Raw genomic sequence first — 12,866 nt, 5'->3', positions numbered from 1 at the left:
AGAAAGAGGCGGCCGACGCGATGCCGCTGGCCGGTCTCGAACGGGCGCGCTTCTGGCGCGACCGCAGATTCCGCAACATGGAATGCCTGAGCGCAAGCTTTCTGACGCATGAATATGCGCCTCATGCCCATGACACTTTCTCGATCGGCGCGATCGAAAGCGGCACGCAGATCGCGACGATGAAGGGAGTCCGGGAGGAGACGGGCGCAGGCGACCTGTATCTCATCGACCCAGGCGTCGTGCATGACGGCGTCCCGGGCGGCGAAGGGTATCGCTATCGAATGATCTATCCCGATACCACGCTCTTCGTCGATATCCTCGAAGACGTGACCGGCAAGGCCTTCAACGCCACGCCGTCCTTCCCGAAGGAGCTTCTCAACGATCCCGAGATGGCCGCGGCCTTCCATGCGGCCCATAGCGTGCTGGAGAGCGGCGCCGGAGCCCTGGAATCGGAGGAAGGGATGTTTCGCGTGCTTGCGGCAATCTTCCAGCGTTACGGCAGCACGATCGTCGTGCCGGTGGATACGAAGGAGCGCACCGCGGTTGGTCGCGCTCGCGACTACCTGACCGACAATTTCGACAGTGACATCGGGCTTGACGAATTGGCCGATGTCGCAGGATTGAGCCGCGCGCATCTCATCCGGGCGTTCCGTCGCGAATATCACATCACCCCGCATGCGTTCCTGACCGACAAGCGGGTGCGCGAGGCGCGCAAATTGTTGCAGGCGGGACAGGCGCCCGCCGATGTGGCGATCCAGTGCGGATTCGCCGACCAGGCGCATTTCACCCGACATTTCAAGGTGCGCACCGGTGTTACCCCGGGGCAATATCGCGCGGGCTGATCACTTTCGTTCAAGACGGTCGCGGTGTGGCGGCTTACAGCTCCGGGCTCTGGCAGTTCTGGAGGTTCCAATGCTCACTCAAAGACGACCCATCGGGGACTTTCTTGACGGCGCGAAGGCAATTCTGCCGCTCGTCGTCGCCGTTGTTCCGATCGGTCTCGTCTTCGGCGCGGTTTCGGTCACGAAAGGCCTGTCGGCGCTGGAGGCGACTTTGATGAGCGCGCTCGTATTCGCTGGTGGTTCGCAGTTCGTCGCGATGGACATATGGACGTACCCGGCTAGCTGGGCAGGCGTCGGCTTTGCCGCACTGCTCGTCAATATCCGCCACGTCCTGATGAGCGCATCCCTCGGGACGAAGATGCAGGCCTTCTCGGGCTGGCGAAGATATGCGGCCATGCTGTTCCTCGCCGATGAGATATGGGCGATCGCGGAATTCCGAGCAGGCGTTGCGCGCTTGACGCCTTCAAGGTTCGCAGGCATCGCCATGCCGTTCTATCTGGCTTGGGTCGCCTCCACGCTGATCGGCGCCTCTCTCGGTGCGTTCCTAGGCGACCCCGCCGCCATCGGGCTCGACTTCGCCTTTCCCGCGGTCTTTGTCGTGTTGGCGATGGGGTTCTGGAAGGGCCGCGAGACGGGTTCGGTATTGGCTGCGAGCGCTTTAGCGGCCGTCCTGGTTCACCAGTTCGTGCCAGGTGTCTGGTACATCGCAGCCGGTGCGCTCGCCGGATTTGCTGCGGCGCTGTGGACGGTCAAGACAAAGGCGGTTGCGGCATGACCCTGGAGATAAATACGCTTCTGGCGATCCTCGCCATGGCGGTGGCAACGGTGCTGACCCGCATGAGCGGCCTGCTCCTCATTCGCCACGTCGCCATGACCGAACAGACCCGAACGGCCATCGAGGCTATACCGCCGGCAGTCCTGATGGCGGTGATCGCGCCCACGGCCTTTGCGACGGGCTGGGCCGAAACGGCTGCTTGCCTCGTGACGGCGCTCGCAGCGCGCCGCCTGCCGATGCTCGCAAGTGTTGCCGTCGGCGTGGCTAGCGTTGCCATCCTGCGAGCTGTCGGCTTGTAGATTGAGTATTGTGCTGACGGGAAGGGTCCCGTCAGTGCTCTTCGTACTGGATGAAGGAGGGGTCGGCGAGATCCGCAAAGCGCGTGAACTCCGACTGGAAGGCGAGCTTTACGGTGCCGGTCGGTCCGTGGCGCTGCTTGGCGATAATGACATCGGCTGTGCCCTTCACCTTGTCGAAGAGGGCTTCCCATTCCGCATACTTCGGATCGTTGGGATCACGAGGCTCGAGGTTCTTGACGTAATATTCTTCACGAAACACGAAGAGCACCACGTCGGCGTCCTGCTCGATCGAGCCCGATTCACGAAGGTCGGAGAGCTGCGGGCGCTTGTCGTCGCGGCTTTCCACCTGACGCGAAAGCTGGGAGAGCGCGATGATCGGGACGTTCAGCTCCTTGCCGAGCGCCTTCAGGCCGGTCGTGATCTGGGTGATTTCCTGCACGCGGTTTTCGCCCGACTTACCCGAGCCGGTCATCAGCTGGATGTAGTCGACCACCAGGCAGTCGAGACCGCGCTGGCGCTTCAGCCGGCGGGCGCGTGCCGATAACTGGGCGATCGAAATACCGCCGGTCTGGTCAATGTAGAGCGGCACCTTCTGCATCATCATCGAGCAGGCGACGAGCTTTTCGAAATCGGCATCGTTGATGTCGCCGCGGCGGATCTTCGAGGAGGAGACTTCCGTCTGCTCGGAGATGATACGGGTGGCGAGCTGTTCGGACGACATTTCAAGCGAGTAGAAGCCGACGACGCCGCCCTGCCTTGCCTTCGTGCTGCCGTCCGGCTGCACCTCGCCCTCGTAGGCGGCGGCGATGTTGTAGGCGATGTTGGTGGCGAGCGAGGTCTTGCCCATACCAGGACGTCCGGCAAGCACGATCAAGTCGGAGCGCTGCAGGCCGCCCATCTTGCCGTCTAGCGAAAGAATGCCGGTCGAGATGCCCGAAAGACCGCCATCGCGTTCCTTGGCGACGGCGGCCATGTCGATCGCCAGCGCCACCGCGTCGTTGAACGACTGGAAGCCACCGTCATAGCGGCCGTTTTCTGCGAGTTCGAATAGACGACGCTCGGTATCCTCGATCTGCGCCTGCGGCGGCATGTCGAGCGGCGCGTCATAGGCGATATTGACAACATCTTCGCCGATCGTGATCAGCGCGCGGCGCAGTGCCAGGTCGTAGATCGCCCGGCCGTAGTCCTCGGCGTTGATGATGGTGACCGCTTCACGGGCAAGGCGTGCGAGGTATTCGGAGACCGTCATGTCGCCGACCTTCTCGTCGGCCTTCAGGAAGGTCTTGATCGTCACCGGATTGGCGATCTTGCCCATGCGGATGATGTCGCCCGCGACTTCGAAGATCTTGCGGTGCAGCGGTTCGTAAAGATGGATCGGCTTCAGGAAGTCCGACACCCGGTAATAGGCGTCGTTGTTCATCAGGATCGCGCCGAGAAGCGCCTGTTCGGCTTCGATATTGTTGGGTGCTTCCCGGTAGTGCTGCTCCGCGGGAGCAACGGCGGCAATCTTTCGAGCGACGTCGTTCATCGTAATCCGTTCTGTCTTCTTCAGCTTCGGGTGTGGCGCGCGCAGGCGACAAAATCAAGTGAGGAAGCGAGGTCCCTTCCACGCCACCGTCGATACCGGGAGGCTTTGCCCGTTGTTCGACTTCTCCACAGCCGCACTTGCTGTCGGTACAAAAATACCGAAAGTGTCACCTGCGGAACACGGCCAGAAACGACTCACTTCCATCGTGCCTCACGTGGTAGTGTAAGCCCGCCGGGCGAGACTTGCACCCGAACAGAGGCCGCCGCCTCTTGAAAAAGATCGGAAAACAATATAGATAGCAAAGATATAATTAGTACACTAACAAAATAGGACTGAAATATATGGGAAATCCCGTTCTCGGACGTGAGCTCATCGAAGATCTTGCAGCGTTCAATCGCAAGCTCAGGGCCGTCTTCGACAAGATAGTGCGGGAGCGCAATATGACGTTGCCGCGCGCCCGCGTCTTTTTCACGCTCAACAAGAAGGACGGGATCAACCAGCGAGAACTGGCCGACAGGCTGGAGCTCGAGACGCCAACGCTCGTCAGGATTCTCGATGCGATGGAAGGGCAGGGCTTCGTCCAGCGGCGCGTAGCCGGCTCCGATCGACGCGCCAAGGAAATCTACATCACGGAAACCGGCAAGGTCGTGGCCGGCGAGATCGATGACATCGCCGTGAAAGTGCGGGCTCAGGTCATCGCCGGTATTCCCGAAAATGATCTGAAGACTACTTTGGACGTGATACGGGCCATGCAAGCCAACCTGCAGGGCATTCGCGGAATTTGAGGTCCTGCCAATGAGCCTCGCCGAGACCGCCAACGACAATGTGGCGCCAAGGCCCGCCGAGGCGGCGAAGCCGGACGCGCAACAGCAACCGCCACCGGCAGCGGGCGTGCCGATGCCGGCCTGGAAGATGCCGCTCTACATGGGGGCCTCGGTTCTGCTTTTTCTGACGCAGGGCCTTGGCATGAACCTGCTGACCGCCAACATCTATCAGCTGCAAGGCTCGTTTTCCGCGACCACTACTGAAATATCCTGGCTCTCGGCGGCCTATATGGCACCTTACGCCAGCATGTCGATCGCACTCTTCAAGATCCGTACCCAGTACGGTCTTAGGCGTTTCGCGGAACTCGGCATTATCTGTTTCATCGTTGCGGCGGTGCTCAATCTCCTCATCACTGACCTGCATTCCGCGATCGTCGTGCGCGCCCTGAGCGGCATGGCAGCTGCACCTCTTTCGACGCTCGGCTTCCTGTACATGCTGGAACCGTTCCCTCAGGAAAAGAAGCTCTCGCTCGGGATCAGCTTCGCATTGATGAGCACGCTGTTTGCGTCTCCCATCGCGCGCATCGTCTCACCCTCGCTGCTGCACTTCGGCGGGTATCAGGCGCTCTATATGTTCGAGATGGGGCTCGCGCTCATTGTCTTTCCTATCATCTACCTACTGCCGCTCACGGCGCCGCCTCGGGCAAACGTCATTCAACGACACGACATACTGAGCTATCTCCTGCTGGCGGTCGGCTTCGGCTGTCTTGCCGTTGTACTGACGCTGGGCCGGCTCTATTGGTGGTTCGAGGCACCCTGGATCGGCGTCTTGTTGGCGGTATCGGTCGGCTCGCTTGCACTCATGCTGGCCATGGAGCTGCCGCGCACCAGTCCCCTGATCGATTTCCGCTGGCTGTTCTCGGGCGCCAATATGCGCATGGCGGGCGTCCTGCTTCTTTTCCGCTTCGTCTCCTCGGAGCAGTCGTCAACGGCCGCCAACTTCTATCAGCAGCTCGGGCTTCTGAACGATCAGACAGTGACCCTTTATGCGATCATCCTTTTCGCCTCTTTGGTTGGTGGGCTTTTTTGCGCGTTTCTGATGACGACACGCTATGTCGAGACTGCCCATGTGCTGGCGCTCGCCCTCATTGCTGGCGGCGCCTTTCTGGACAGCCAGTCGACGAGCCTGACGCGACCGCCTCAGATGTATCTGAGCCAGGCGATGGTTGCCGCGGGCGCGGCGATGTTCCTGCCGCCTGTCATGGCGAACGGCTTTAAGGCCGCCATCTCCCGGGGCGGGCAATACATCGTCAACTTCCTGGTAATCTTCGTATTCACGCAGAGCATTGGCTCGCTCTTCGCCTCCGCGATGCTCGGAACGTTCGTGACAATCCGGGAGAAGTTCCACTCGAATGTGCTCGTCGAGCATATCCTGCTGCAGGACCCGATCGTGGCGCAGCGCATCTCTCAGTTGAGCGCGGTGTATGGCAAGGTCCTCGGCGACAAGATGCTGCTCAACGCCGAAGGTCTGGTGCTGCTCGCTCAGCAGGTCAGCCGCGAAGCTTATATTCTCGCCTACAACGACACTTTCCTGGTCATCGGCTTCTCCTCCGTCTTCGGCCTGATGGTCATTCTTCTGCATCAAGCGTGGCGCCGGCTACCTTGGCCACGGACAAGCCAGCCCGATGCAACGCCCGCTCAATCGTGATCTCAGGGGTCCCAGCATGTTGAAGTTCCTTCGGTCTCCCTCGACTATCATCGCAGTCCTCGCCGGCATCGCCGGTGTCCTTCTCGTTCTCTATGCATGGCGCTTGCCGCCGTTTGTCACGTCGGTTGAAACGACTGACAACGCCTATGTTCGGGGCTATGTCACGATCATGAGCCCACAGGTCAGCGGTTATGTCGTCGATGTGCTCGTGAAGGACTATCAGCAGGTCAAGCAGGGCGATACGCTTGTCCAGATCGACGACCGCATCTACGCTCAGAAGCTTGCCCAAGCGCGTGCGGCGCTCGACGGGCAGAAGGCGTCGCTGGAGAATTCCCGCCAGTCCGAGCTTGCGGCAAAGGCGAGCATCGCCTCCAGCGAGGCACAGATCGACAGCGCAAACGCAGCGCTGACGCGCGCGCAGCAGGCATGGGATCGCGTCAACAACCTCAGCAACCGCGGCATTGCATCGCAGAGTGAGACAGAGGCCGCGCAGGCGACGCTTGACCAGGCCAAGGCGGCCGTGAACCAGGCAAAGGCTGCGCTTGAGGTTTCCAAGCAAAATCTTGCAACAATCATCGTCAATCGCTCGCTTCTGGAAGCCAATGTCGCAAGCGCGGAAGCCGCGGTGCATCTCGCGGAAATCGACCTGCAGAACACCAGGATTGTCGCGCCGCGTGACGGTCATCTCGGCGAAGTCGGTGTACGTGTTGGGCAATATGTGACGGCGGGAACGCAGCTCATGGCGGTTGTGCCGGAGGATGTCTGGGTTGTCGCGAATTTCAAGGAGACGCAGCTGTACGGTATGCAGGTCGGGCAGCCGGTGACGATCACGGTCGATGCGCTCGGTAAGCAGAAACTGAGGGGATACATCGAGCGCTTCTCGCCCGCAGCCGGGTCGGAGTTCGCGGTCATCAAGGCCGACAATGCGACAGGGAATTTCGTGAAGATTGCACAGCGCGTCGGCGTGCGCATCGGTTTTGATTCCGACCAGCCGGTCGTCAAGGATCTGGGGCCGGGGCTTTCCGTCGTCGTCGACGTCGACAAGAGCGCTCCACCACAGCAGAACACAGCCGCCAAATAAGCAGAAAGCCCGGCGCGAACCGGGCTTTCGTTCATTTCCAGAGAGGATCTCTCGGAAAAATTAAGCTTCGTCGCCTTCGAGGTCGGCTTCGGGATCGAAGAAGTCTTCCGGACGCAGGGCGTCTTCGTCAACACCGTAGATGGCATCGACGGAGGTGAGGGTTTCGCCCTTGGCCTGACGGCCAGCTTCTTCAGCCGAACGAGCAACGTTGAGTTCGACGTGGATTTCGACTTCAGCGTGGAGCTGCAGCTCAACCTTATGCAGGCCAATGGCCTTGATCGGCGTGTTCAGGTGAACTTGGTTGCGGCCGATGTTGAAGCCTTCAGCAGCGAGGATGTCTACGACATCGCGAGCAGCAACCGAGCCGTACAGCTGGCCGGTTTCGCCGGCGGAGCGAACGACGATGAAGGACTTGCCGTCGAGAACGTCGGCGACCTTCTGCGCTTCCGACTTGCGCTCGAGGTTACGAGCTTCGAGCGTTGCGCGCTCGGACTCGAAACGCTTCTTGTTGGCTTCATTGGCGCGAAGCGCCTTGCCGAGCGGCAGGAGGTAGTTACGAGCGAAGCCGTCGCGAACCTTTACGGTTTCGCCCATCTGGCCGAGCTTGGAGATGCGTTCAAGAAGAATGACTTCCATGTTCGTGTTCCTTTCGTGTCTCTAGATTTTCGAATCTGTCTGTTTGGGGGCATCGGCATCCTTGTTCGGGGTCAGAGCGATCGCCTTGCGGGTATCGCTCAAGCCCACCACGAGGATGAAAAAGGCTGGCACCATCAGGACGAGCGATGCCAGGTAGCAGAGGATGAGCGCCGGAAGGCGCCAATCCTTGCCGCGCGTGCGAAAGTGCAGCGCGGCGAAGCCGGAGAGCAGGAAGCCGGCGCCGAACGTGCCGACGACGGTTGCTCCGATCATCGCCGGCATGCCGCCGAAAAAGGTGGCGGCAAGACCGACAAGAAATACGAAGATCGAGTTGCGGTTCATGCGCAGCGCCGAGGGGATATCCTCGCGGGGACGCAGGCTGCGGCCGGATGCGCTGACGATCCGGGTCGCGACGTAGTAGGCGGCAAACAGCATGACCACCCACATGCCGCCCTGAATGGCAGGTAGCATGAGCAGAACGAGCGACTTGGTTTGCGTCGTCACTGCCGGATCGGGCGAAAACTCGGGCTGCTGCTGTGCAAGCGACCCGAACAGGACATCGACCAGGCGATCGATGAGTTCAGGACCGTAGCCGATCATCACGCCGACGACGATCACCGCGATCGTAACGAGGCCGCAGAGGTGCAGCAGGATATCCGAAAGCGGATACCAAGCCATCAGATGCTCGGGGCCGCCGAGTTCGGAGGCCGGGCGGGCAAGGTTTGCAAGGTGGCTCAGCCACCCGGCCGGCAGCAGCGTGACCAGCGTCATCATCAGCGCGAAGGACGGCGAGATGGCGATCGCGCCGACTGCAGCGGCGGTGACGACGGCGGCGATTGCCGCCATGTTGCCCCAGCCGAGGCCGACGAGAAGAATGGGAAGTGCCGAAGCAGCGTAGAGGACCGCACTGAACGACGGCTGCAGGCTCGCGCCGAGCACCAGAAGTGCGGCGGTCAATCCGGCGAGCGCGCCGATGCCTAGCGTTTTTGTGTTCAGTTGGTTCACGGTCGCTGTCCTGCTTCATCAAGCAGTTAGAGGGTTCTCCTGAATCGATTTCAGAATGCCTCAACATGGGTTTTAAGAGTTCCGATCCGCGCCCATCGCGAAAGGGAGAAGGGAAGGCATTGCTGTCTTCCCTCGATTTGGTCCCGTCAGCCGATTAAGCGACGACGTACGGCAGCAGGCCGAGGAAACGAGCGCGCTTGATCGCCTGAGCGAGTTCGCGCTGCTTCTTCTGAGAAACAGCCGTGATACGGGAAGGGACGATCTTGCCGCGCTCGGAAATGTAGCGCTGCAGGAGACGAACGTCCTTGTAGTCGATGCGCGGAGCGTTTGCGCCGGAGAACGGGCAAGTCTTGCGACGACGGTGGAACGGGCGACGAACCGGTGCGGAGGAAGCTTCAGACATTCTCAGATCTCCTTATGCACGGTCTTCGCGGGGAGCACGGTCCGGACGCGGGCCACGCTGGAAGTCGCCGTCACGGCGCGGCGGACGGTCACCGAATTCGCGGCGCGGGCCACGGTCGGCGCCATCACGCGGGCCGCGGTCGTCGCGGTCGCGCTTCTGCATCATGGCAGACGGGCCTTCTTCGTGCTTTTCAACAGCGATCGTCATGTAGCGCAGGACGTCTTCGCTGATGCGCATCTGACGTTCCATTTCCTGCACGGCAGCAGCCGGCGCGTCGATGTCGACGAGAACATAGTGAGCCTTGCGGTTCTTCTTGATGCGGTAGGTGAGGGACTTGAGGCCCCAGTTTTCTACGCGCCCGACCTTGCCGCCGTTAGCTTCGAGTACGCCCTTGTACTGTTCTACGAGGGCATCAACCTGCTGAGCGGAAATATCCTGTCGGGCAAGGAATACATGTTCATAAAGAGCCATGACAGCTTTGCCTTTCTTGCGTTTGATCAACCCGATATTCGGCGGCTAAGCCTCAACGACTGCTCCTGAGAGGCGGCAAGCGCCAAGCAAGAAAAGCGTTCCGAGACGGTCGAGAGCGGAGACACGGGAGGCTGGAACGCTTCCGTTCCGACGATTTTCTTCACGAAAACCGGCCCTCCGTTCAGCCACCAGCCAGAAGACCGGGTTTGCGAACAGGGCGGCTTATACGGATTTTTCGCGGAAACGCAAGGGACGTCAGCAATGTTCTCGCTGCGAGTTCAACGAGGGCAGCCCCGCTTTGCGCAACCCGTCGACGAAATGGTCGTAGTGGCCCGGGTCAACGTAGGGCGTCAGGATCTTCCAATAGTGCTCGAGGTCTGCCGGTACGTTTGCCAGGATCTCTGGTATCAGCCGCCGGGCTTCGTCATGACGGCCGAGCTGCCCCAAGCTTGCAAGAAGCACGACTCGGTTGAAGTAGGCACGGCGGAGCGACAGCCCACGTTCGGAATAGTGAATCGCTTCCTCGTAGTTGCCGAGATGATAGTTCGACAACGCGAGCCGGTCGTGGATGAGATAGGCTAGGGGATCATGTGGGCTAAGCCGTAGGGCCATGTGGAGAGGATCGTAAGCTTCCGCGAAATAGCCGGTGAAGATTCTGGCCCATCCGAGCCCCATATGCGCCAGGGCGAAATTGGGATTGAGATCGATAGCTTGCTGCGCTTCTTCGACGGCGGCCGGGGCGTTGTGGGCAACGAAATGGCCAAGGCACATCGCGTAGTGAGAGTAGGGATCGCGCGGATCAAGCGCGACTGCGCGCTCTGCCTCTGCTCGAAGTTCGGTGCTGTCCCTGTCGACATCGTCGCTGAAGCCGTGGAAACAGCGCGCGTAGAGCGAACGAGCCAGCATCATGTGGGCGCGTGCGAAATCGGGATCGAGCTCGATGGCTCGGCGATGCCAGGCTATGGATTCGATGAAATGCTCGGCGGTATCCTGCGCATTATGCAGCCAAGTGCCGCGCATGTGGCTTTCATAAGCATCGAGATTGTCTGTCGTTCTGAGCAGTGCCCGGCGGCTCTCACCTATCAGGATTTCCGGCTCGATGGCGCCAACGACATTTTGGGTGAGCTCGTCCTGAATGGCGAAGATATTCGCGATTTCGCGGTCGTAGCGCTGTGCCCAGAGGTGAACGCCGCTCTCGGCTTCGATCAGCTGGCCTGTGACGCGAACCCGTGTCCCGGCCCTGCGCACACTGCCTTCCACGACATAGCGCACGCCGAGATCGCGCCCGATTTGCTTCACATCGACCGCGCGCCCCTTATACGCGAAGGATGAGTTCTGGGCGATGACGAAAAACCAGCGGTAAAGCGAAAGCGCAGTGATGATGTCTTCGGTCAGTCCATCCGCAAAGAATTCCTGCTCGGGATCGTCAGACATGTTCACGAAGGGCAACACTGCGATCGAGGGCTTGTCGGGCAGTCTGAGGGGCCCGCTGAGCGCTCCTGCCTCGACGGGGTCCTCACGGCTCCAGTGTACCCGATGCACAGGCACCGGCCGCGGAATGTTCTTAAGCGTACGGTCGCCCATCGGAACGAGAGGAAAGTCCAGCTTGCCCTCGATCTGCTCGCGCAACGCACCGGAAATGCAGATGCCGGAAGGCAGCGCCACCTCCTGAAGGCGGGCGGCGACATTCACGCCGTCACCGAGCAGATTGTCTCCCGAGACGACGACGTCACCGAGATTGAGCCCGAGGCGGAATTCCATCCGTCGATCCACCGGCAGGTCCGCATTTCGGCGATTGAGGGCGCGCTGGATGGCGACCGCTGCACGGACGCCTTGCACTGCGCTGTGGAATTCGGCCACTACGCTGTCTCCAGCGCTGCCGAAAATCCGCCCGCCGTGCTCGCACACGAGGTCACCAATCGTGGTGCTGTAGACGCTCAGTGTCGCAAGCGCATCCTCCTCGTTGGTTGCAACAAGGCGGCTGTAACCGGCAACGTCGCCGGCAAGTATGACTGCGAGCTTCCGTTCCACGGAATGAGCTCCCCGCGGCCCTGCACAGAGCCTTTTAAGCCTAGCTGAATTGCGCAGGACCGAGAAGCGGAAATTGCCGCGACTGCAAAGTTGCCGAAACTTCTCGTTGTGGACGCTTTGCGGGAGACGTGCCTCGATAGGAATTCAGTAAGCGATCTGGCCCTCGTAGGCCAGATCGTGACGCGTCACCTGTCGCCTTAGATCGGCATCGGGTACTGGCGATGAACAGCCTCGATTTCGGCCAAGACCTCGTGCGACAGCTTGAGACTGACCGAACCCAGGTCTGTTTCAAGCTGTTTCATCGTGGTAGCGCCGATGATCACCGACGTCATGAAGCGGCGGCTGAGGCAGAAGGCGAGCGCCATCGCGCAAGGGTCGAGGCCGTGCCGTTCGGCGATGTCGAGATAGGCCTTCGTCGGTGCTTCCTGCAAGGGCTGCAGGCGACCGCCGAGATCGCCGTTGATCGATCCGCGCGAGCCGTCGGGCTTGGCGCCGTCAAGATATTTGCCGCTCAGAATGCCGCCGGCGAGGGGGGAATAGGCGAGCAGGCCGACATTCTCATGATGCGACAGCTCCGCCATGTCGAGATCGTAGTGGCGGTAGAGCAGATTGTATTCGTTCTGGATCGTGGCGACGCGCGGCAGGTCGAGCTGTTCGGCAAGCGTAAGATACTTCTGGGTGCCCCAGGTCGTTTCGTTGGAGAGTCCGAACGCACGAATCTTGCCCTCTTTGACAAGGGCGCCCGTTGTTTCCAATATTTCGGTGATATTGCCGATGGCCTTGGCGTGGTCCTGCTTGAAAGGATCGTAGTGCCAGGCTTGCCGGAAATGGAAATGCCCTCGGCTCGGCCAGTGAATCTGATAGAGGTCGATATAGTCGGTCTTCAACCGGCCCAGGCTTGCCTCGATCGCCAGGCGAATGTTCTTCGCGTCGGCGCCGTCGCCATTGCGGATATACGAACGGCCAGGACCCGCGACCTTCGTGGCGAGCACGATGTCCTTGCGCTTGCCCGTCTTCTGAAACCAGCTGCCGATGTAATCTTCGGTCAGGCCTTGCGTCTCCGCGGAGACCGGCGTGGTCGGGTAAAGCTCGGCTGTGTCGAAGAAGTTCACGCCTTTCTCGACGGAATAGTCCATCTGCTCATGCGCTTCGGCCTCCGTGTTTTGCGTGCCCCAGGTCATGGTGCCGAGGCAGATTTCGGACACGGAAATATCCGTGCGGCCAAGTGTCTTGTACTTCATCTGAAAGCCCTGAAGGTGATCTGGAAAGGAAATGGTCTGGAAGGACGGCGCAAATCTAGACCGGAATTGAGCAAGCGCAAGA

At 60.6% G+C, this 12,866-nt stretch carries 13 protein-coding genes; 6 read left to right on the top strand and 7 right to left on the bottom strand.

Annotated features, from left to right (window positions below; translation table 11 throughout):
* Window positions 1-20 precede the first annotated feature (20 nt).
* The 3 genes from ATY80_RS16810 (at window position 21) to ATY80_RS16800 (ending at window position 1,916) form a co-directional block, all read left to right on the top strand.
* Window positions 21-842 carry an AraC family transcriptional regulator gene (locus ATY80_RS16810; protein ID WP_088693544.1) on the top strand — a complete coding sequence of 274 codons (822 nt, stop codon included), beginning with the start codon at window positions 21-23 and terminating at the stop codon, window positions 840-842.
* 70 nt (window positions 843-912) lie between these two features.
* Window positions 913-1,617, top strand: coding sequence for an AzlC family ABC transporter permease (locus ATY80_RS16805; protein WP_088693509.1), 705 nt, complete (start codon window positions 913-915; stop codon window positions 1,615-1,617).
* Window positions 1,614-1,916 carry an AzlD domain-containing protein gene (locus ATY80_RS16800; RefSeq protein ID WP_088693508.1) on the top strand — a complete coding sequence of 101 codons (303 nt, stop codon included), beginning with the start codon at window positions 1,614-1,616 and terminating at the stop codon, window positions 1,914-1,916. The genes ATY80_RS16805 and ATY80_RS16800 overlap by 4 nt, the downstream gene beginning before the upstream one ends.
* A gap of 31 nt (window positions 1,917-1,947) precedes the next feature.
* Here ATY80_RS16800 and ATY80_RS16795 read toward each other — a convergent pair whose 3' ends face one another.
* Window positions 1,948-3,444, bottom strand: coding sequence for a replicative DNA helicase (locus ATY80_RS16795; RefSeq protein WP_088693507.1), 1,497 nt, complete (start codon window positions 3,442-3,444; stop codon window positions 1,948-1,950).
* A 341-nt stretch (window positions 3,445-3,785) separates the two neighbouring features.
* Here ATY80_RS16795 and ATY80_RS16790 point away from each other — a divergent pair, with 341 nt between their 5' ends.
* The 3 genes from ATY80_RS16790 to ATY80_RS16780 are packed head-to-tail and all read left to right on the top strand — an operon-like array spanning window position 3,786 to window position 6,997.
* A complete protein-coding gene (locus ATY80_RS16790) occupies window positions 3,786-4,229 on the top strand; it encodes a MarR family transcriptional regulator (protein ID WP_088693506.1) in 444 nt (147 codons plus the stop codon).
* Between the two features lie 10 nt (window positions 4,230-4,239).
* Complete coding sequence (locus ATY80_RS16785) at window positions 4,240-5,916, top strand: MFS transporter (RefSeq protein ID WP_088693505.1); 1,677 nt, start codon at window positions 4,240-4,242, stop codon at window positions 5,914-5,916.
* Window positions 5,917-5,932: 16 nt separating this feature from the next.
* On the top strand, window positions 5,933-6,997 hold the full coding sequence (locus ATY80_RS16780) for an HlyD family secretion protein (RefSeq protein ID WP_088693504.1): 1,065 nt from the start codon (window positions 5,933-5,935) through the stop codon (window positions 6,995-6,997).
* 60 nt (window positions 6,998-7,057) lie between these two features.
* Here ATY80_RS16780 and rplI read toward each other — a convergent pair whose 3' ends face one another.
* The 6 genes from rplI to ATY80_RS16750 form a co-directional block, all read right to left on the bottom strand.
* Window positions 7,058-7,633 (bottom strand): 50S ribosomal protein L9, encoded by a 576-nt coding sequence (gene rplI, locus ATY80_RS16775; RefSeq protein WP_088693503.1) that lies wholly within the window; start codon window positions 7,631-7,633, stop codon window positions 7,058-7,060.
* Window positions 7,634-7,654: 21 nt separating this feature from the next.
* Window positions 7,655-8,638 (bottom strand): DUF2232 domain-containing protein, encoded by a 984-nt coding sequence (locus tag ATY80_RS16770; protein ID WP_088693502.1) that lies wholly within the window; start codon window positions 8,636-8,638, stop codon window positions 7,655-7,657.
* A gap of 154 nt (window positions 8,639-8,792) precedes the next feature.
* Window positions 8,793-9,041 carry a 30S ribosomal protein S18 gene (gene rpsR / locus ATY80_RS16765; RefSeq protein WP_004680498.1) on the bottom strand — a complete coding sequence of 83 codons (249 nt, stop codon included), beginning with the start codon at window positions 9,039-9,041 and terminating at the stop codon, window positions 8,793-8,795.
* Window positions 9,042-9,053: 12 nt separating this feature from the next.
* Window positions 9,054-9,512, bottom strand: coding sequence for a 30S ribosomal protein S6 (gene rpsF, locus ATY80_RS16760; RefSeq protein ID WP_088693543.1), 459 nt, complete (start codon window positions 9,510-9,512; stop codon window positions 9,054-9,056).
* Between the two features lie 255 nt (window positions 9,513-9,767).
* Window positions 9,768-11,543, bottom strand: coding sequence for an adenylate/guanylate cyclase domain-containing protein (locus ATY80_RS16755; protein ID WP_088693501.1), 1,776 nt, complete (start codon window positions 11,541-11,543; stop codon window positions 9,768-9,770).
* Between the two features lie 197 nt (window positions 11,544-11,740).
* Window positions 11,741-12,784 (bottom strand): aldo/keto reductase, encoded by a 1,044-nt coding sequence (locus tag ATY80_RS16750; RefSeq protein ID WP_088693500.1) that lies wholly within the window; start codon window positions 12,782-12,784, stop codon window positions 11,741-11,743.
* Window positions 12,785-12,866 lie beyond the last annotated feature (82 nt).

Origin of the sequence: Rhizobium sp. R711, from assembly GCF_002211365.1 — a bacterium.
GTDB lineage: Bacteria > Pseudomonadota > Alphaproteobacteria > Rhizobiales > Rhizobiaceae > Rhizobium.
The sequence above is the reverse complement of the archived record's forward strand: the minus strand, read 5'-3'. Positions and strand labels throughout refer to the sequence as shown.

Bases quoted from the DNA above. Each gene is read 5' to 3' on its own strand.
- ATY80_RS16785 (WP_088693505.1), top strand. From the start codon at position 4,240: ATGAGCCTCGCCGAGACCGCCAACGACAATGTGGCGCCAAGGCCCGCC.
- ATY80_RS16805 (WP_088693509.1), top strand. From the start codon at position 913: ATGCTCACTCAAAGACGACCCATCGGGGACTTTCTTGACGGCGCGAAG.
- rplI (WP_088693503.1), bottom strand. From the start codon at position 7,633: ATGGAAGTCATTCTTCTTGAACGCATCTCCAAGCTCGGCCAGATGGGC.
- ATY80_RS16790 (WP_088693506.1), top strand. From the start codon at position 3,786: ATGGGAAATCCCGTTCTCGGACGTGAGCTCATCGAAGATCTTGCAGCG.
- ATY80_RS16780 (WP_088693504.1), top strand. From the start codon at position 5,933: ATGTTGAAGTTCCTTCGGTCTCCCTCGACTATCATCGCAGTCCTCGCC.
- ATY80_RS16795 (WP_088693507.1), bottom strand. From the start codon at position 3,444: ATGAACGACGTCGCTCGAAAGATTGCCGCCGTTGCTCCCGCGGAGCAG.
- rpsR (WP_004680498.1), bottom strand. From the start codon at position 9,041: ATGTCTGAAGCTTCCTCCGCACCGGTTCGTCGCCCGTTCCACCGTCGT.
- ATY80_RS16750 (WP_088693500.1), bottom strand. From the start codon at position 12,784: ATGAAGTACAAGACACTTGGCCGCACGGATATTTCCGTGTCCGAAATC.
- rpsF (WP_088693543.1), bottom strand. From the start codon at position 9,512: ATGGCTCTTTATGAACATGTATTCCTTGCCCGACAGGATATTTCCGCT.
- ATY80_RS16800 (WP_088693508.1), top strand. From the start codon at position 1,614: ATGACCCTGGAGATAAATACGCTTCTGGCGATCCTCGCCATGGCGGTG.
- ATY80_RS16810 (WP_088693544.1), top strand. From the start codon at position 21: ATGCCGCTGGCCGGTCTCGAACGGGCGCGCTTCTGGCGCGACCGCAGA.